This window comes from Streptomyces sp. CG4 (assembly GCF_041080655.1).
Taxonomy (GTDB): domain Bacteria; phylum Actinomycetota; class Actinomycetes; order Streptomycetales; family Streptomycetaceae; genus Streptomyces.
On sequence record NZ_CP163525.1, the window covers coordinates 500,944 to 519,499 of the forward strand.

At 70.1% G+C, this 18,556-nt stretch carries 14 protein-coding genes and 1 pseudogene; 11 read left to right on the top strand and 4 right to left on the bottom strand.

The genetic code is table 11. The features are described from left to right. Positions 1-167 precede the first annotated feature (167 nt). The 7 genes from AB5L52_RS02310 (at position 168) to AB5L52_RS02340 (ending at position 9,755) form a co-directional block, all read left to right on the top strand. On the top strand, positions 168-2,426 hold the full coding sequence (locus AB5L52_RS02310) for a HAMP domain-containing protein (protein WP_369362442.1): 2,259 nt from the start codon (positions 168-170) through the stop codon (positions 2,424-2,426). Between the two features lie 6 nt (positions 2,427-2,432). After that, entirely contained in the window at positions 2,433-3,704 is a 1,272-nt protein-coding gene (gene pgsB, locus AB5L52_RS02315) for a poly-gamma-glutamate synthase PgsB (protein ID WP_351575554.1), read from the top strand. Further along, positions 3,701-4,183 carry a poly-gamma-glutamate biosynthesis protein PgsC/CapC gene (locus tag AB5L52_RS02320; protein WP_351030495.1) on the top strand — a complete coding sequence of 161 codons (483 nt, stop codon included), beginning with the start codon at positions 3,701-3,703 and terminating at the stop codon, positions 4,181-4,183. The genes pgsB and AB5L52_RS02320 overlap by 4 nt, the downstream gene beginning before the upstream one ends. Positions 4,184-4,305: 122 nt before the next feature. Then, on the top strand, positions 4,306-5,307 hold the full coding sequence (locus AB5L52_RS02325) for a C40 family peptidase (protein WP_369362443.1): 1,002 nt from the start codon (positions 4,306-4,308) through the stop codon (positions 5,305-5,307). Between the two features lie 257 nt (positions 5,308-5,564). Further along, complete coding sequence (locus AB5L52_RS02330) at positions 5,565-6,863, top strand: cation:proton antiporter (RefSeq protein ID WP_369362444.1); 1,299 nt, start codon at positions 5,565-5,567, stop codon at positions 6,861-6,863. A 91-nt stretch (positions 6,864-6,954) separates the two neighbouring features. Beyond that, a complete protein-coding gene (locus AB5L52_RS02335; RefSeq protein WP_369362445.1) occupies positions 6,955-7,911 on the top strand; it encodes a MerR family transcriptional regulator in 957 nt (318 codons plus the stop codon). Between the two features lie 1,157 nt (positions 7,912-9,068). Beyond that, positions 9,069-9,755: a hypothetical protein gene (locus AB5L52_RS02340; RefSeq protein ID WP_369362447.1), complete on the top strand. Its 687-nt coding sequence runs from the start codon at positions 9,069-9,071 to the stop codon at positions 9,753-9,755. Positions 9,756-10,001: 246 nt separating this feature from the next. Here AB5L52_RS02340 and AB5L52_RS02345 read toward each other — a convergent pair whose 3' ends face one another. The 3 genes from AB5L52_RS02345 to AB5L52_RS02355 all read right to left on the bottom strand — a co-directional run bounded on the left by AB5L52_RS02345 (position 10,002) and on the right by AB5L52_RS02355 (position 13,515). Then, complete coding sequence (locus AB5L52_RS02345; RefSeq protein WP_351030508.1) at positions 10,002-10,958, bottom strand: hypothetical protein; 957 nt, start codon at positions 10,956-10,958, stop codon at positions 10,002-10,004. A 272-nt stretch (positions 10,959-11,230) separates the two neighbouring features. Next, positions 11,231-11,983, bottom strand: coding sequence for a hypothetical protein (locus tag AB5L52_RS02350; protein WP_369362448.1), 753 nt, complete (start codon positions 11,981-11,983; stop codon positions 11,231-11,233). A gap of 194 nt (positions 11,984-12,177) precedes the next feature. Continuing rightward, positions 12,178-13,515: a hypothetical protein gene (locus tag AB5L52_RS02355; protein ID WP_369362449.1), complete on the bottom strand. Its 1,338-nt coding sequence runs from the start codon at positions 13,513-13,515 to the stop codon at positions 12,178-12,180. A 780-nt stretch (positions 13,516-14,295) separates the two neighbouring features. Between AB5L52_RS02355 and AB5L52_RS02360 the strand changes: the two genes are divergently transcribed. The 4 genes from AB5L52_RS02360 (at position 14,296) to AB5L52_RS02375 (ending at position 17,518) form a co-directional block, all read left to right on the top strand. After that, a complete protein-coding gene (locus AB5L52_RS02360; RefSeq protein WP_351575538.1) occupies positions 14,296-15,045 on the top strand; it encodes an SDR family oxidoreductase in 750 nt (249 codons plus the stop codon). Positions 15,046-15,350: 305 nt separating this feature from the next. After that, on the top strand, positions 15,351-15,941 hold the full coding sequence (locus AB5L52_RS02365; protein WP_369362451.1) for a YdeI family protein: 591 nt from the start codon (positions 15,351-15,353) through the stop codon (positions 15,939-15,941). 72 nt (positions 15,942-16,013) lie between these two features. Beyond that, on the top strand, positions 16,014-16,478 hold the full coding sequence (locus AB5L52_RS02370) for a MerR family transcriptional regulator (RefSeq protein WP_369362452.1): 465 nt from the start codon (positions 16,014-16,016) through the stop codon (positions 16,476-16,478). 8 nt (positions 16,479-16,486) lie between these two features. Continuing rightward, positions 16,487-17,518, top strand: a complete 1,032-nt coding sequence (locus AB5L52_RS02375; RefSeq protein WP_369362454.1) for an aldo/keto reductase — start codon at positions 16,487-16,489, stop codon at positions 17,516-17,518. A 285-nt stretch (positions 17,519-17,803) separates the two neighbouring features. Here AB5L52_RS02375 and AB5L52_RS02380 read toward each other — a convergent pair. Beyond that, positions 17,804-18,439 (bottom strand): annotated as a pseudogene (locus tag AB5L52_RS02380) (beta-galactosidase trimerization domain-containing protein); the annotation flags it as partial. Positions 18,440-18,556: the final 117 nt, after the last annotated feature.

Consider the following 18,556-nt stretch of genomic DNA (forward strand, 5'->3'; position numbering starts at 1 on the left):
GCATCGTCACATCTCTCCGATAAACCGGCGAAGTATTCCCGTCGTCAGCCAAGTCGAGACCTTCTGTTCATTGCTTCGCGCGACATCGGCGGAGCTCGAAAGGATTCCTCTTGGCCACCACGCGATCCCCGATATCCAAGCGACGCCCTGCTCGGCGTCGGGCGGACATGGCTGTGTTAGGAGGTGTACGGCCGCCGCTGGCGGCACTGCCGCTTCTGCTGGCGCTTGTCGCGGGCTTGACGGTGTTCGCCGTCGGCAGCGACGCCGATCGGGGCGTTCCCGAGGCCGTCCTCGGCTCCCAGCAGCACATCGCCGAGGACGGGGCGGTCGCGCTGCAGGCAGCCGTCGACGAGAGCGTCTCCGATCTGCGGGCGGCGGCCGCGGACTTCGGTGGCGCCAAGTCCGTACCGGCGGACAAAATGCTGACCCTCCTCGACCAGACCTACCGCAAGTGGCGCGGAACCGCCGTCGTCGACCTGACCACCGGCCGGCTGCTCGCCGCGCGGGGCGAGGACGTACCGCTCGGGAAGGTGGACCTTCGTGGACTGCCGGCGAACCCGCCTCCGAGGCTGGTGCGGGACGACTCGGGCGTCACCCGGCTGGTGGTCTTCGCGACGCTGTCACAAGGCGACAGGCAGGAGTTGCTCGTCGCTTCCCAGAGCCTGAAGGTGCCGGGCATCACCGTCGGCAGGAATCACACGCTCCACGTCGTGGACCGTGACGGGGCGACCCTCACCTCGGCCGGGCCGCACTCCAGCGCTGACCAAGCCAAGGCGCTGGCCCGTGACGCCGTACGCGAGGCGCAGGGCAAGGGGCCGTCGGACACCGCCGCCGGCGGCGGCTTCGACGGTCCGAGCGGCAGCCTCGTCGGGGCGGAGGAAGGCAACACCCGTACCGCCGTCGGGTACGCCGGAGTGGCCCGGGGGCTCGCCGCGAAAGCGAGTCCGAGCAGCGCACTGGGACTGACGGTCGTCACGACGGTGCGAACCGAACGTCATGCGGCCGGGACCGGTGACCTTCGTCTTGCCCTCCTCGCCGCGGCCGTGTTGCTGACCCTCGCGGCCGGGGTCACCGTCGTCCTCCACATGGTGGTGCAGCGTCCTCTGTCGCGGTTGCGTCGCGAAGCACAGCGGCTCGGCCGGGGCGACCTCACCGCTCCCGTCCGCGTGAACCGCTTCGGGGAACCTGCCCGGGTCGGCGCCGCGCTGGAGGCACTGCGCCTGCAACTCCGTGGAAGCGGCGGGCAGTCGCAGGAGACGGTCGCGCAGCCATCGAGCAAGAGCCGCGGTCTGCTCGGGACCCGCGCGGGCCGGCGTCGGCTCGGACTGCGTACCGTCCTGCTGACCTGCTCGTTCGCCCTGCTGGCCTGGCCCGCGTCGATGCTGCTGGCGCTCGGCAGCACCTGGCCGCACACCGCCACGGTCGTACCGCGCCTGATCTCCGACGACCAGCGGCAGCGCACCGAGACGACGGCGGACCGCGTGCGCAGGGGGATCAACGACGGATACGCGGATCTCGCCCATCTCGCCACCGTGGTCGACGCTTCCCGGCCGGAGGAGACGCGCAAGGTTCTCGACAGCTCCCTGGAACAGCACGGCCGATATCAGTCCCTGTATGTCGTCGACGACGCCGGCGAGATCCTCGTCCGCGCCGGACATGAACCCCGTACCCCGAAGAAGGTCCGCACCAAGCCCGGGGTCATGCAGACGAACACCTCCGGCAAGGAACCGGTGATCGCCGCCGTGGCCGCCCAGCCGGGCAAGGGCGCGCCGGCGAAGTCCGGACGCCGCTATGTCGTGGGCGAGCTCAAGGTCAAGTACCTGGTCGGCATCCTCACCCGGCCCGGTCTCGGCTCGGTGTGGCTGGTGGACTCCGCGCATCGGGTCATCGCGTCCAACAAGGGATTCGTGGCCTTCGGGCGGGTCTCCGACGGCCGGCTGCGGGCACACATGGAGGCCGCGCGCACGGCCAAGGGCTCCGCCGAGGTGCTGCTCGGCTGGAGGAATCCGGCGGTCGCCGCCGTGGCGCCGTTCAACGAGAATCTGGGTGTCGCGAGCGCACTCGGCTGGAAGGTCGCCTCGATCAGGCCGGTGTTCTGGATCGGGCTGCCCGAGTACGAGGCACAGCGGCGCATCATGCTCGTCGGGCTGCTGGGGCTGACGACCGGCACTCTCTGCCTCGGCTGGCTGTACCTCGTCGTCGTACGTCCGCTGCGTGACGTCGCCCGGGGCGCCGAGGCGTTGGCCGCCGGGGATCGCAGAACAGTGCTCTACCCGCGCTTCCACGACGAGGTGGGATCCATCGCCCGCAGCCTCGAACTGATCAGACAGCGCCTCCCCCGCGCCGACGCACCGCCCGAGCCCGGATCCCCGGACGGGCCGCCCGCCGCCTCCACGCCCCTGTCCGGCCCCGGTCCCAGGAGCTGACCCGACATGCTCTTCCTGTACTGCGTCCTGCTGACGTGCTGCGCCGGCCTGCTCGTCGCAGGCGTCGTCGAACAGCGCCGCCATGACGCGAATCTCGCCGTCATACCCACCCGTGTGCTGGTCAACGGCATTCGCGGCAAGTCCTCCATCACCCGGCTGTGCGCCGGCGCGTTGCGCGGCAGCGGCCTGGTGACCGTGGCCAAGACCACGGGCACCGCGGCCCGGTTCATCCACCCCGATGCCACCGAGGAGCCGGTCTACCGCAAGTTCGGCATCGCCAACGTCGTGGAGCAGATCGGCATCGTCCGGCGGGCCGCGTCCTACCAGCCCGATGTCCTGGTCATGGAGTGCATGGCGGTCATGCCCGCGCTCCAGGAGATCAACCAGTCCAAGCTGATCCGCTCCACCATCGGCGTGCTCTGCAACGTCCGCGAGGACCATCTCGCCGAAATGGGCCCGACGTTGGACGACGTGGCACGTTCCCTGTGCCGGTCCCTGCCGGAGGGCGGTGTCTGTGTCACGGCGGAGAAGGAGCGCTTCCACATCCTCCAGGAGGAGGCCGACGCCCGGAACTGCGAGCTGGTCTACGCCGACCCGGAGATCGTCACCGACGAGGAACTGCGCGGCTTCAGCTGGTTCACCTTCAAGGAGAACGTCGCCATCGCACTCGTGGTCGCCGAACTGCTCGGCATCGACCGCGAGTCCGCGCTGAAGGGCATGTACGACGCGCCACCGGACCCGGGGGTGCTCTCCGTCGAGCGGTACCGCACCCCTGACGGCAAGCGCCTGCGGTTCGCGAACGTCTTCGCCGCCAACGACCCCGAGTCGACGCTGATGAACATCAAGCAGCTGCTCGAACTGGGCGCCGTCCACCGTCCGTTGCACGTCGTCATCAACTGCCGTCCCGACCGTGTCGAGCGCAACGGGCAGATGGGCGCGCTCATCCCCGAGCTCGACCCGGAGACGGTGTTCCTCATCGGGCATCCCACCAAGTCGGCCGCCGACGCCATACCCGCCCACTGGACCGGGAACGTCGTCGATCTCGGCGGCGACCGCCGCGACCCCGACCGGCTCACCACGGACCTGCTCGCCCACCTGGGGCCGGACTCCTCGCTCGTCGCCATCGGCAACATCCACGGGCAGGGCGAACTCCTCCTGGAGCGGCTCACCGCACTCGTGCCCGACCACCCCGAGGACGCCACCGGCCCCGCCACCCCGAGCGACGCCCCCACACCGCCCGGCGCTCACCCCAACTCCTCCCCCGGAGAGTCCCGTTGATCCCCGCAGTAGTCACACCCCAGATCGCCGCCATCGGCATCGCACTCGGTCTGGTGTTCTCCCTCATGTGCTACCTGACCACGAACCTCTCACCGGGCGGCATGATCACCCCCGGCTGGCTCGCCCTCACCCTCGTCGAGGATCTGCGGCGCGCCGCCATGGTCGCGGGCATGGCAGGCCTGACGTACCTGCTGACCAAGCTGCTGCAGCGCTTCGTCATCCTCTACGGCAAGCGGCTGTTCGCCGCCGTCGTGCTCACCGGTGTCCTGCTCCAGGCCGGGCTCTCCCTGTTGCTCCAGCGGGAGTTCCCCCTGCTGTTCGCCCATCAGGCCCTCGGGTTCATCGTCCCCGGGCTCATCGCCTACCAGCTGGAGAGGCAGCCCAAGACAGCGACGGTCCTCTCCACCAGCACGGTCACTCTCGCCACCTACGTCATTCTGGTGTCCGGGCTGCTGCTGGGCGCCCTGCCCACGACATGAGCCGCCCCCTTCTCCGACATGCGGCGGCATCTCCCCTTCCCCCCCACCGGAGTTGACCAGTGAAACGCCTCCTGCCCAGAATCCGGAACCTCTCCCTGCCCAGGAACGGGGCCCTTTTCCTGGTGACAGCCGCCCTCCTCGTGGCGAGCTGCGTGCTGACCCTGCAGTTCAGGCACCGCACCGACCAGCCACCGGCAGCACCGGGTGCCGGAATCCGGGCCAGGAGCGGCCCGCTGGAATTCGAGCGGATCGGCAATCCCGACCGCACGGTCGCCCGCGACCGGCACGGCGCCGTCGTCGCCACGTTCACCGACGGCGCCCGTACGGCCGTACTGACAGGTCCCGGCAGGACCTTCGCGGAGCCGCGCACGACGGATGCCGAGGTCGTCACCAACAGCTGGGTGCGGCTGCTGCCCCAGGCATGGGCCCGTGGCGCGGAGCAGAGCGACTGGTTCAAGACCTGGCTCAAGTCCCGGCTCGGCAGCCGCGATCCTGACATCCTCGCCACGGCCTTCGACTACATCGCCGGCGCCCCGGCCCGGACGACGGCAGCGGGAGTCACATACAGCGGTGCCGCCCACTACGGACCCGACGTTCCCGGCGACCCCGGCCCTGCTCGGGAAGAAAAGCGGCGCATGGGTTCGGACTTCTACGACTACCTGGGCCTCCCCTGGACCTTCCCCGACGGTGTCACCCGCCGCCCCGAGAAGGACCGCCGACGCTCCGTCGACTGCTCCGGCTATGTCCGGCTGGTGTACGGATACCGCTCGGGGCTCTTGCTGAACAGCAGGGACAGCCCGGCGGGCAGCGGGCTGCAGCGGACCGCCGACGCGATCGCCCACGGGCCGCTCGGCATACCGGTGATCCCCCTCGCCGACCGCAGCCCCGACATCATCCAGGGGCTCCAGCCCGGCGACCTGGTCTTCTTCAGAACACGGGAGCTGTCCGGCGGGCGGATCGGGCACATCGGTATCTACCTCGGCCTGGACACCGCCGACCACCCCCGCTTCATCTCCAGCCGGAAGAACGCCAACGGCCCCACCATGGGTGACAAGGGTGGCACCTCACGGCTCGACGGCGACGGCTACTACGCACAAGGGCTGCGCGGGGCACGCCGCCTCTGACCGCGCTCCGACCGGGCCGACGCCTCCCCGCTCGCCGAGGGAGGCGTCGTCGGTCCTGATGTTCCGCCGCGACCCGGCCGTGAACGGCAACGATTTCAAGCAGATAATTCTCTCCGTGCACCAGCCTGTGTAACCGTGTACCAGCCCTCTTAATTCGTCATTGCGATGCGCAAGAAATCCCCTGATCTGCGGCCGGCCGCTACTCTCACTGTCATTGGATCCGTCACCCACCGGTACTGAACGAAAGCTCCACGACTTTGCTCCCCACCATTCTCGCCGCCGCGGTGATGGCTCTCATCCGCTCGCTTGCCGCGCTCCGACTGCAACGCTGGCACCTCGGCGCACCGGCGGCCATGGTGCTGGCCGGCATCCTGGTCGGAATCGGCGTGGAGAATTCGGTCATTGCCGTGCTGAACACGGAAGTGGCCCAGCATGCCGCCGAAATCATCCTCGCCTTCCTGTTGTTCGTCGATGCCACGGAGGTGCGCGGCGGCAGGCTCTGGGGCAATTCCCCCAGGCTGGTCACCCGGGTGCTGCTCATCGCTCTCCCCTTGAGCCTCGGCGCGGCGATGCTGGTGGGCAAGCTGGCCTTCCCGGATCTGTCCTGGGCCATGACGTTGGTCCTCGCGTGCGTCGTCGTCCCGATCGACTTCGCGCCCAGCGAGCAGGTCGTACGGGATCCCCGGCTGTCAGCACGGGTGCGGAGCGTGCTGAACGTCGAGAGCGGCTACAACGACGGCATCGTCTCGCCCCTCTTCCTGTTCGCACTCCTGCTGGCCGGCGGCAGTTCCACCATCCACACACCGATGGACGCTCTGGCCACCGCCGCCGCCCAGGCCGCGAAAGCCGTTCTTGCGGGACTGGTGATCGGCAGCGTCGTCGGCTGGCTGCTGCACCAGGCCGACAGAGCCGGATGGACGACAGACCAGTCCCGCCGGATCTCGGTGGTGCTGACCCCCTTGATCGCCTACACGACAGGGGTCGAGATCGGCGGCAACGGATTCGTGACGTCCTTCGTGTGCGGAATCGCCTTCCGCTACGTTCATCGCGTCCTCGTCGCTCGCAGGATTCGCGGCGCGACCGGGCCGCGGCAGGCCCACGGCTCCAGCACGGTCTCCCGGGACTTCAGTCTGCTCGAGGACGTCACCGCCTTGATGACCATGACCATGTGGTTCGTCGTCGGTATCGCGACAGTGGTGACCTTCTCCGTCGGAGTGAGCTGGCAGGCCATCCTGTTCTGCCTCGCGGCACTCACGGTCATCCGGATCGTTCCGGTCCTGGTCTCGCTCCTCGGTTCGTCACTGGCCCGCCGGGACCGGCTGCTGCTCAGCCTGCTCGGTCCGCGAGGAACCACCACGATCGTGTTCGGCCTGATCGCTTTCAACGGGCTGCCGGACGGTGTTCCCGCCGACACGATCCTGCTGGCCACCGTGCTCTGCGTACTGGGAAGTGTGCTGTTCCATGGCATGGGCTCGGATCTCGTGATCAGGCGGATCGAAGCCGGCAATCGGCAGGCCGTGACACATCCTTCCGGGGCGCACGACCTGCGCGGGTGATCCCACTCCAGTCCATCCGAGCCACTCGGCTTCCCCCCGGCTTGACCTTGCCCCCGAGGGCAGGGTTTAGCGTTTGAGCGAGGTGAGCGGCATGAGGATCAGCGAGTTGGCGCGTCAAGCCGGCGTGACGACCAAAGCGGTGCGGTACTACGAGTCGCTGGGGCTGATCGCACCCGAGCGGCTCGCCAACGGCTACCGGAACTACGACGAGGACGACGTACGCCTCGTACGGGAGATCAGGACGCTGCACCGGCTGGGCATCCCCGTGGAGCGCACCCGGCCCTTCCTCGAGTGCCTGGCGGCCGGGCGCGTCTACGCGGACGACTGCCCCGCCTCGCTGGCCGGCTACCGCGAGGCCATCGACGAGCTGACCGAGCGCATCGAGGCCCTGAGTGCGCGCCGCGCGGTGCTGATCACCCACCTCAACGCCGCCGCCCACCGGGGCAGCGGCGTCGTAGCTCCCGAGGAGAAAGGCACAGGAGTCATGGACTATCTGGCACTGCCCGCGGACCTGCCGGTCCCCGAGGACGACGGCGCGGCGGACCATCTGCCGGGCACGAAGGTGCCGGGTCTCACCCTGCGCGACACGGCCGGGCGCGCCGTCCGCCTGGACGCGCTCGGCCCGCGGCGCACGGTCGTCTATGTCTACCCCCTCACCGGCCGGCCCGGCACCGACCTGCCGGAGGGCTGGAACTCCATTCCCGGCGCTCGTGGCTGCACTCCCGAGTCATGCGGTTTCCGCGACCACTTCCGGGACCTCCTCGAAGCCGGTGCCGGCCGTGTCTACGGGCTGTCCAGCCAGGACACCGACTATCAACGCGAGGTGGTGGAGCGCCTCGGTCTGCCCTTCGACATGCTCTCCGACCCCGCCCTCGACCTGGCCGCCGCGCTCGAGCTGCCCACGTTCGAGGTCGAAGGGATGCGGCTGTTCAAGCGGCTGACGCTCGTCCTCCACGCCGACGTGATCGAGCATGTCTTCTACCCGGTCTTCCCGCCGAACGAGCACGCCCAGCGGGTCCTGACCTGGCTGCGCGAGCACCCCCTGTAGAAGCGAGCACGCTCTGTAGAAAATGAGCGTCGTGCGCCGGTCGCGGTGCCACACACGCGGCGGCCGGGACACCGCCTGGCGCACGCCGACTGCCGAGTCTCGCACGCGCGGATCGACGGCTTCAGGGCGCATGCGCGGTCGCTCCGTGCAGGAACGCGACGGTGGTTGCCCCGAACCGGTCCGCGTCGTCCAGCCACAGGACGTGTCCGGCTCCGGGTGGTACGACGAGGGGGCGCGCGGAAAGAGGGCAGCGCACTCGGCCATCGTGGTCAGCGGGGCGCCGGGGTCAACCTCACCTGCGAGCAGGAGCACCGGTCCCTCGATGCGGGCGAGCGCGGCGCGGGCGGCTTCGGGGGCGAACGCCCTCCCGGCGCCGAACACGGCCAGGATGTCCCGGTTCATCTGTTCGTCCGCCGCCGCACTGTGGGCCAGGCCGCCTCGTCCCAACGGCCTTAGGAGAACGGCGCGATGGCCCGGAAGTCCTCGATCGTGGCCGCGCCCGCGGCGATCGCCTCCAGAGCCGTGAACGCCGCCGGAAACCATGGCTCGTCCGGCGGGACCGTACGGTCTCGCGCCGGAGCCGGTCGGTGATGGTCGGGCCGACGGCTCCGACACCGGGCGTGATGAGCGCGAGCCTGTCGATGCGTTCGGGGTGGCGGCTCAGAGGTCGCGATGCCGGATTGGCTCCGGCGCTGTGCGCGAGAGGGTCCATGCGGTCCAGGCAGAGGGTTCGACGCAGGGCTTCCACATCGTCGACGAGCCGGTCACAGCGGCAGGCGGCGAGGTCCGGCGGCACGGCGGACCGTGAGCGAGTTCGGCGCCGTCGTGCGAGATGAACGACCCCATGGCCGCGTTCTGCGGGCGGTGCCATGTCTTGACCATCGGTTCGGCGGCGCCGTCATGTCCTGTCGAGTGGTGGCGAGTGGTGCCGAGTGGTGGCGACTGCAGTGGCATTTCGGGCCCTTCCCGCGTCGTCAACCGCGCAACGCACAGGATTCAGTGGCTAGAAACAGGTCAGTCGATCCGTATCATCCATGTGTCGGGCCATCCCGCAGGACAACTCCCGCTCTGCCGGGGTACCCGTCACACAACTCCCGCTCCCGACTTGCCACAACCGCAGGCGAAGGGGCGCACCACAGTCACGATCGGAGCGACAGATGCCTGAGCCCACCGCACCCGTCACCGAGTTGGCGTCGCAGTACGTCAGCCAGGTGACCAACGACCTCGAGCACAACGTCAAGGAACAGGAGCGCATCACCGACGAAATCGCCGCCCTGGAGGAGCAGTTGGCGGCGCTGCAGCACGACCACACCATTCTGGTGAGCATGCAGGAGGCGCTCGGCGTCGTGACCTCGGTCGGCGCACCTGCCACCACCGAGGCTCCCGTGGTCCCCGCCCCGCGGAAGCAGTCCACCACCGCACCCGACACCACGTCCGGCGCCGCGTCCCGCACTGTGTCCGGCACGCGCCGCGCGCCGAAGAAGGCGACGGCGGAGCAGGCGGAGCCCAAGAAGCGGTCCGCCAAGAAGCCCTCGGTGACCAAGTCCGCGACGAAGAAGGCGGCCGGTCAGACGGCTCAGCCCACGCTCGTCGAACTCGTCCGCCGCCATCTCGCGGCGCAGCAGGAGCCGCGCTCCGCTGCCGAGGTCTCCGAGGCGCTCGGCAAGGCACACCCCGAACGGGAGATCCAGACCAAGGTCATCCGTACCACTCTGGAGAACCTCGTGGCCCGCAACGGCGCCCAGCGCAGCAAGCAGGGCTCGTCGGTCTTCTACACGCTCCCCACCGCGTCGGTGCCGGCGCCGGCGAAGACAGAGGAGTCCCAGCCGGGCGCCGGCGAGTGAGCCGCGGCCCATTGCGCCGGCGTGAGCCTTCGACCATTGCGCCGGCGAGTGAGCCGTGGCTCATTGCCTCGTCCTGACCGTGCCGGGCGCCGCAGGGCTGTCACAGCCCGCGCGGGGGCGGTCCCGGCCGGCACCGAGGGTGTCGCCGAGTCCCGGACGGGGCTGGTCCGGTGCGGCTGTGGTCCCTTTGCCGTCGCCGGTTTCGTCAGCCGAATTGATGATGCGTCAGACACATCCCGCCACGACTCACCGACCGACAGTGGCCTTGTGCCGCGACTGGTCGAACTCCGCCAGCGGTTCACCGCCGGTCTGCCAGGGCCACGCGGTGACGATGCCGCCGACCGCCTCGAAGACGGCTCCTGCCTCGCCACGCCGGTCCGCAGCCATGAGCGCGTAGGCCAGGAGGTTGAGGTCGGCGAGCGCCTTGGCATGCCGGAGAAACCCGGCTTGGCTCCACGTGTGCGCCGCGCGGTCGAGGGCCTGTGCGGCCATTTCCTGGGACCAGTGGTTGCGCGCGACCAGGGCTTCGAACCCGCCCCGGTCGAGGATGGCGTGGTACTGGAGGACCTGAGCGGTGAGTTCGGTCGCCACGCACGGCGCGTTGGCAGGCATGCGGGCGCGCAGGGTGTCCACGAAGTCCATGACCTGGACGCGCGAGCCCGCCTCCTCCGGGCTGAGGTAGTTGAGCATGCTCAGGTAGGCCTCGCGGTTCCAGCGATCGCGGGCGAGGATCTCGTTCCACACCCCGAAGATCTGGGACTGCTCCCGGCGTTCCAGGCGGCCCACCGCGAGGAGGGCCACCCACGGGGTGGGATCCTCCGGGGCGAGTTCGGCCGCCCGCAGACAAGCGTCGATGGTGCCTGCCGGGTCGTCCAGACGCCCCTGGGTGCGGGCCTGTGCGACCTGGGTCCAGGCGTGCAGGACCAGCGCGTCCGCACTGCGCGGCTCACGTGTGACCCAGGACCGCGGCAGACGCGAGCCGGCGAGGTATCCCGCCAGGACGTCCATCCGATGCGTCCGGCGGTCCCAGTCGCCCGGGTCCTGCTCCAGGAGGCGGGACATCTGCGCCACACATAGCTCGGTGGTCGCGATGGTGCCGGTCCTGGCGGTCGCCACGAGCGACTTCAGCAGCCTGCCCAGATCCTGGTCGTCCAGCTCCGGAGCAAGGCGGGCCCGCTTGCGGCGACTTGAAAGAAATGCCATGTCAGGAGGCTAGGGCGGATCTGCCGGCGCACAAGGGCTGGGCCGAGATCGTTATGGTTTACACATATCATCACGCATCTGTCCCGACCACGGAGAACATGTGCGTCAGGTCGGCAGCGCCGACTCCTCCGAGCGTCCGACGACGTCCACGGTCGGGCGCGTCGGTTCCGCAGCACCGGTCATCCGACGGTCCGACGACGCCCGCGGAGGAGTGCGTCAGTTCCGACGCACCAATTCCTGGGGCCGTTCCACGACGCCCGCGGACGAGTGCGTCAGTCCCGCAGCACCGATTCCTCGGGCCGTTCGACGACGCCCGGCCGTACGCCGAAGAAGGCCGGCACCGCGAGGGCCGCGACGCCAGCTGCCGTGGCCAGTGTGCCAGGCAGTGACCAGGTGGCGAGCGGGCCGGCGATGGCCGCGCCGGATGCGAAGGCGGTGATCTTCAGGCTGGCGCCGGTGGTGAAGATCTGGCCGCGCAGGTGGTCCGGAGCCTCCCGGTGACGTACCGCGAACAAGGCCGTGAGCTGCGGCCCCTCGCCGATTCCGGACAGCAGCAGGCCCAGGACGAGCACGGCCGGACGTCCCGTTGCCGCGAGGGCAAGCGCACCGGCCTGGATCAGAGCGGCGCCCCAGATGACCGAGTCCGGGGTGACCGACTGCGGAAACCGTGCGAGGACGGCATTGGCGAGCAGGGCGGAGACGGCCGCACCCGACAGCAGCAGTGCGCCGCGGCCCGCGCTGCCGAGAACACGGTCCCCCAGCAGCGGAACACAGGCTGTCAGCATGCCCTGCGCCACACAGCACACGGCGGAGGCCAGGGTCGCCCGCGCCAGCCGGGGCTTCCCGACGATGACCCGCAGTCCGGCGGCGAGGTCGCCGATCAGCGAACCCCGCCGAATCTCCCGCACCGGCGCGGGACGCCCCGGCAGGGTCCACGCCGCGGGCGCCGCCGAGCCGATCAGCGCCGCCGACACCACGACGGCCGTCGACGCCCCCAGCCCTTGGGCCAGGCCACCGGACAGCACCGGACCGGGCCAGGCCGGCCAGGCCGAAGGTCATGGCGTCGAGGGCGTTGGCCCGTGGCAGCCGATCCCGTGGCACCACCCGCGGCAGCTGGCCCGTCCAGCCACCCGACAGCGCCGGCCCCAGCAGCCCGGCCAGTAAGCGCCTGGCCGGAGGTGGCCCGCTGAAGCCGCAGTACCGAAGCCACCCGCCGGTGCTACGAGCTGCTGCCCTCGCACACCGACCAGATCTCCCGCAGCAGGACGGGGTAGTCCTCGCCGTACGTGGCGATGCCCGCGAACACCGCGTCCAGAGCCGCCTGCAGCGGGTCGCGTTCGGCGGCGCCGAGCAGTGCGGGGAGGGCCATGTGTGGTTGGGAGAAGGGCAAGGAGGGGTCCGGCTCGCCGATCGTGACCCTCAGGGTGTATTCCGTCTTTCTGGTGGGCTCTCCCATGGACTCGGGGGTCGGCGGCTCGGCCGGCGTCGTCGACGCCTGCACGCACTCGGCCGCGGGGCTCACGACCAGCTCGGTCGGATCGGACACAGGAATCGGCAGGTACACCTCCTCCCAGGGGCGCGGCCTCTCGAAGGGCGGGCGCTCGGGCGGCACGGCCCGGCGGACGGTCCGATCCGGGACACGCGGGTCGGCGTCGAGGGCTTGCCACACATGGTCCTCGTCGTCCAGCGGCGGCGGCAGCGGCCGTCCCTCGGTGACGGCGGTGAGTCCCGCGGCGATCCAGTCCAGCTCCGTCAGCCCCGCCGCCTCACACGCGCGGCGCGCGGCAAGCAGGGCCACCGCCCGCTGGGTGGCGGGGCCGACCGCGTCTATGGCGTGCACGAGCGCCGCGTCGAAGCGGAGCAGTCCGTGTACATTGCCGTCGACCTCGCGCAGCGCTTGGCTCGGTGACCGCCCGCCCCACTCCCAGCGTTCATAGGCCAGCTCGCGCTCTCTTTGCGCCTCCTCCTCCGCGAGGCGTGCCTGGCACAGGACCTCGGCGCGTTCAGCCGGTGTGGGAGGCGGTGGCAGCCGGCGGGCGTAGTCGTGCCAGTACTCCGCAATCGCCGAGGTCTGTTTCACGACCCGGTCCGGCGCGGGCGGCGACGGCCAGAACTGGAGGAGATAGCAGTCCAGTTGTGGCTCGCCGTCCAGTCGGGTGTCCTCCTGATCCGCCGCGTCCATGCCCTTGGCGCAGTAGCGGACCCGGTAATCGGTCTGTTCCAGATCCAGCTCCCACGAGCCGTCGCCTCCCCACAGCACGAACGCGGTACTGTCCGAGACGGGGCGGAAGGACACCTCCACGACGTCCTCCCAGCTGGGATCCAAGGGCGGAGCCTCGTCGTGCACTTCGGCCGTGAAACCTACGTCGCCCGTGTGCAGCCCGGTGGAAAGCCACAGGGTTCCGGGAATCGCCGCCCCGCACAGCCCGGAGGACTGGCCGGCGAACGCCTCCGCGAGGTCCGGGCCGTAGCTGTCCGGATCGCTCTCGACATACATCTGACCGTAGCTGACGGGGACTTCTCCCTCGACCGGCCTGCGCACCATCATTACCCCCATCGCCTCCCGAACCGGGCCATGCTCCGCACCCTACGGCCCGCCACTGACAACGCCCCGGTCCACGTACATCACCGAGCTCACACCTGGTCGGCGCCGCCGGGGAGTGCGGGTGGAGCGGGGACTCTGGCGTCGTCCGACCTGCCCGAGCGGCGGCACGGGGACCCCATGAGGAATGGCGAAGGTGGACGGCGGTGTGCAGGCGACGGACGCCTCCAGTCCACCAATCCGCCCACCCGTCGGTCCGCCCACCTGTGCGTCCGCCCGCCAAGTCAGCCAGCCCGCCTCCGCCGAGGGCGCCGACCTGGTCCTCCCCCGTCGCGCTGCGACAGAGCCGACAACGCCGCTTGCCCCACTCCTCGCACGGCGTGGGTTTCACCCCCGGGGTGGAGAGCATTTCCACCCGTGGGTGCGTGCTTTCCGGGGCGCTCGTGGGCCACCGTGGATGGTGACATCGCCGAAGGTGAGGAGTGTGCGCGATGGCTCTCCCAGTCTGCTCTCCGTCCTGGGAATCCTTTGCTGGGTCGGGTACGAGGTGTTGCGCCGTGCCGGCGACCTTGATCGTGACAGCGCTGCTGACGGCCGCCTGTGTCTGGCGCATCAGCACCGACGAGCGACTGCTCATAGCCGCGTTCGGCCTCGCGTACACGGACCACCGCGGCAGAACGAACCGCCTGGTGCCCTTCGTCTTCTGGCAAGACGCCGTGTCCCATGCCCCTCGCCCGGAAAGTCGAGGTCCGTTCGCCGCCAGTGTTCCTCGGGCCTCGGCGGTGAGATGGACGCATGACTTCACAGGCAAACCTGAGGGACAAGAAGGCCCTCGTCACCGGTGGCAGCCGGGGCATCGGTGCGGCGACGGCGTTGCGCCTGGCGCAGGAGGGCGCAGACGTGTCCGTGACCTATGTGCACGGGAAGGAGGCTGCAGAGGAGGTGGTGCGGGCGGTGGAGGCACTGGGGCGGCGGGCGGTCGCGCTGCGCGCCGACGCCGCGGACGCCGAGGAAGCGGTGGGTGCGGTGAGCCGTGCGGCCGAGGCACTCGGGGGCCTGGACATCCTCGTGAACAACGCGGCCGTCGGACTGATGCAGCCCTTGGAGAACCTGTCGCTCGCCGACGTGGACCACCTGATCGCCGTGAACGTACGGGGGATGTTCCTGGCCGCCCAGGCCGCAGCGGCGCTGATGGCGCCCGGCGGACGGATCATCACCGTCGGCAGTTGCGTCACCCACCACACGCCGGGCCCCGGCGCCACGCTCTACGCGATGAGCAAGTCGGCGGTCGTCGGGCTGACGAAAGCTTTGGCCCGGGAGCTGGGCGGGCGCGGGATCACGGCGAACATCGTGCATCCGGGTCCGACCGACACCGACATGAACCCCGCGGACGGTCCCTTCGCGTCCGACCAGGCGGCCATGACCGCCCTGGGCCGCTACGGAACGGCCGAGGAGGTGGCAGCCACGGTGGCTCATCTCGCCGGACCGGACGCGGTGTATGTGACGGGTGCGGAACTTTCGGTGGACGGGGGGTACGCCGCATGAGTGTGCGGTGCGCGATGTGAGCGCGTCGCGGCCGCGGTCGCGGGGCGCGTCCTCGTCCCTCCCTCTCCCTGACCGGCACGAGCGGCGCCAGGGCCCCGTCGCTCACGTGCAGGGGGGTACGCCGAGGAAGGCGCGGTTTCGCCGCACCGGCGGATGGCTCGCGTTTCGCCGCGCACCGGCGGGTCGCTCGCCGGTGCGGCCCCGGCACGGCCCGTGGGTGCTCGGCGGAAGCGGCTCCGTCTCCTGATCGGACCCGCCGCCGGGACGGATTGACCGCGTCACCGGCGTGGGTTTTGATGAGGCACATGTCAGGTGATGCACCGAACGGGGCCGATCCGGTTCTGGCCTTCGCCGCGCAGGAGGCGTGGGAGATGTGGCTGGAGGAGCATCATGCGGACGTGCGTGGTGTGTGGCTGAAGATCCCGAAGAAGGACTCCGGAATCGACGGCGTCGACTACGCCGGAGCGCTGGAGTCGGCGCTCTGCTTCGGCTGGATCGACGGGCAGAAGAAGAAGCTGGACGAGCGGTACTGGCTGCAGCGGTTCACCCCGCGTCGGCCGAGGAGCAAGTGGTCGAAGGTGAACCGGCAGAAGGCCACCGAACTCGCGGAGCAGGGCCGGATGCGACCGGCCGGCCTGCGGGAGGTGGAGAAGGCCAAGGCGGACGGGCGCTGGGAGGCGGCGTACGCCAATCAGCGCACGGCCACGGTCCCCGACGACCTCCGAGCGGCTCTCGACGCTTCTCCGACTGCGGCCGACTTCTTCGCCGCGCTCGACAGCCGCAACCGCTATGCGATCCTCTACCGGATCCAGGACGCCAAGAAGCCGCAGACCCGTGCGGCGCGGATCGAGAAGTTCGTCGGCATGCTCGCCGCGCACCAGAAGATCTACCCCTGATCTCCGACGCTGAGGCCAGGTTCACCGAGGGCACTTGCTTGAAGTGCACTTGAACGATCTACGTTGATCCACATGACGGTGATCGACAGCACCCCCGTGCACTCCTCGCCCGTGGACTCCTGTACGTCCGCCGAGTCGGCGCGGCCTCGGCCCGACGGCCAGGGCCGGTACACGATCAGTGAGGTCGCGGCGTTCACGGGACTCCGCCCGCACACGCTGCGCTGGTACGAGCAGATCGGCCTGATGGCACAGGTGGAGCGCTCGCACACCGGCCAACGGCGGTTCGACGACCGGGATCTGGAGTGGCTCGACTGTGTAACCAAGCTGCGGCTGACCGGTATGCCGGTCGCGGAGATGGTGCGCTACGCCGAGATGGTCCGCCGAGGGCCGGAGACCTACGGCGAACGGCAGCGGATGCTGGAGCAGACCCGGCGCGAAGTCCTCGCACGGATCGCGGAGTTGCACGACACCCTCACCCTGCTGGACAGCAAGATCGACTTCTACGCGGGCGCCGGCCAGGCGTCGGAAATGGCCTGAGCGTCATCATGGGCAACACCATCGAACAGATCCGCAAGGTCGAGCTGGGCACCGGCGGCCCCCTGGTCGGCGTCCAGGGCTTCGGCTCCATGGGCATCAGCGCCGCCTATGGGCAGACGGACGACGTCGCGGCCCGGGACACTCTGGAGGCAACGGTCGAGGCGGGTGTCACCCTGATCGACACAGCCGATATGTACGGCGTCGGCGCCAACGAGGAGTTCCTCGCGCCGTTCGTGGCCGCGCACCGCGACGAGATCACCCTGGCCACCAAGTTCGGCATCGAATACCGAGCGGACGACCCGAGCTACCGTGCCATCCGCAACGATCCCGGCTACATCAAGACGGCCGTCGAGGCGAGTCTGCGCCGTCTGGACGTCGAGGTCATCGACCTCTATTACATGCACCGCCGCGACCCCGGGATCCCGCTGGCCGAGTCGGTCGGCGCCATGGCCGAGCTGGTGCGGGAGGGCAAGGTCAAGCACCTCGGCCTGAGCGAGGTCACCGGTGCCGAACTGCGCGAGGCGCACGCCGTGCACCCCATCGCCGCCGTGCAGACGGAGTGGTCGCTGTTCAGCCGGGACGTGGAGCACAGTGTCGTGGGCGCGGCCGCCGACCTCGGTGTCGCGTTCGTACCGTACTCGCCGCTCGGCCGGGGGTTTCTGACCGGCTCCTTCTCCGACGCGGACAAGGAGCTGTCCGCAAGCGACTTCCGCAAGCTACTGCCGCGTTACACCGGTGACAACGCCAAGGCGAACACCGCGCTCCTCGCCCCGGTGCAAGAGATCGCGGCCGAGCGCGGGGCTACCACGGCGCAGATCGCACTGGCCTGGCTGCATCAGCGTGCCGAGGTGCGCGGTCTGACCGTGGTGCCGATCCCCGGGACCCGAAAGCGCAGCCGCCTGCTGGAGAACGCCGGGGCCACCCGGATCACGCTGAGCGCCGACGAGTTGGCCGTGCTGGAGCCTATCGCCGGGCAGGTGGCGGGCGCGCGCTATGCGGACATGTCTCTGACCTCCGCGGCCCGGGAGTCCGATGCATAGGTCGCGGCCATGGAGCGAAGGTTGGAGGCCGGTATCAGGGGTACCGGCAAGTCCACGCTCGCTCGCAGTGTGAGCGGTCTGTTGGACCTCCCTGCCACCAGGCGCCGCGAGATCGAGCATCGCACCCGCGATCCCCGCTCGACACCATCCCGCTGCCAGCGTCCCGACGCCACCGGCGCCCTGCTGACCACCCTCGACACGGCCGGGGGAAGCCGCTCACAGTCGAGGCCCTGTCCTCCGACACGCCCTTCCTCACCGCTCGCTCGGGTCCGTCGCCGCGACCCTCGGGGCGTGCCAGGCGGCGAGGGCCCGGGCGAGATCGCGGCCGGGTACCGTCCCCACAGAGACGGGTAGCGGCTGCTCCAGATCGCTGAACTCGTCGTAGTGGACGCCCGCGGCGGCCGTCAGCCGTCCCGGTGCCGGTTCGTGGCGGGCGCGCGCCTCGTGGTCGGCGTCGCCGGTGCGGGGACCAAGCACGAGGTGGCCGCCGGCGTGGGCGTAGGCGGCGAGCCAGTCGAGGGTGTCGTCGTGGGCGAGACAGAGCGCCGGGACGACGAGGAGCGGGTGCCGGCGTGCGGCCTCCTCGGGCGCCAGGCCCTCGCGTTCCCCTCTCAGGTCGTGCAGTTGGCGGGCGTGGACCATCCGGACCTGATGTCCGGACTCGAAGGCGCCGCCGTAGAAAGGGTCGAGGATACGGTGGTAGGCGGAGGCGGTCGGATCGGGCTCGCCGTCGGCGGTCGCGAGCGGCGGGTACTTTGGCATCAGCCACCTGCTGGGTGTGGAGTGGACGATCGTGAGGTCGGCGTCCGGTACGAGACCGGCGACAAGTGACCCCGTCCGGTCGAACTCGGCGGCCGGCCGGGTGAGTTCGGCCTAAGTGCGGCCGGTGCGTCCGGCGTGCGGGAGGACGCCGCCCCAGTAAGGAGCAGGCCGTCCTGCCATGTGTTCCTCGGTGTGGGTGACGACGGCGGACTGGACCTGCTCCTTGGATCCGAAGCGCTTCAGCACTGCGGCCTTCGAGCCCACCTCCCGGTCCTT

What these genes read in the sequence shown, in the direction of transcription:
- AB5L52_RS02365 (WP_369362451.1), top strand. Translation starts at nt 15,351, where the DNA reads ATGTCAGGTGATGCACCGAACGGGGCCGATCCGGTTCTGGCCTTCGCC.
- AB5L52_RS02360 (WP_351575538.1), top strand. Translation starts at nt 14,296, where the DNA reads ATGACTTCACAGGCAAACCTGAGGGACAAGAAGGCCCTCGTCACCGGT.
- AB5L52_RS02340 (WP_369362447.1), top strand. Translation starts at nt 9,069, where the DNA reads ATGCCTGAGCCCACCGCACCCGTCACCGAGTTGGCGTCGCAGTACGTC.
- pgsB (WP_351575554.1), top strand. Translation starts at nt 2,433, where the DNA reads ATGCTCTTCCTGTACTGCGTCCTGCTGACGTGCTGCGCCGGCCTGCTC.
- AB5L52_RS02335 (WP_369362445.1), top strand. Translation starts at nt 6,955, where the DNA reads ATGAGGATCAGCGAGTTGGCGCGTCAAGCCGGCGTGACGACCAAAGCG.
- AB5L52_RS02355 (WP_369362449.1), bottom strand. Translation starts at nt 13,515, where the DNA reads ATGGGGGTAATGATGGTGCGCAGGCCGGTCGAGGGAGAAGTCCCCGTC.
- AB5L52_RS02375 (WP_369362454.1), top strand. Translation starts at nt 16,487, where the DNA reads ATGGGCAACACCATCGAACAGATCCGCAAGGTCGAGCTGGGCACCGGC.
- AB5L52_RS02310 (WP_369362442.1), top strand. Translation starts at nt 168, where the DNA reads ATGGCTGTGTTAGGAGGTGTACGGCCGCCGCTGGCGGCACTGCCGCTT.
- AB5L52_RS02345 (WP_351030508.1), bottom strand. Translation starts at nt 10,958, where the DNA reads ATGGCATTTCTTTCAAGTCGCCGCAAGCGGGCCCGCCTTGCTCCGGAG.
- AB5L52_RS02370 (WP_369362452.1), top strand. Translation starts at nt 16,014, where the DNA reads ATGACGGTGATCGACAGCACCCCCGTGCACTCCTCGCCCGTGGACTCC.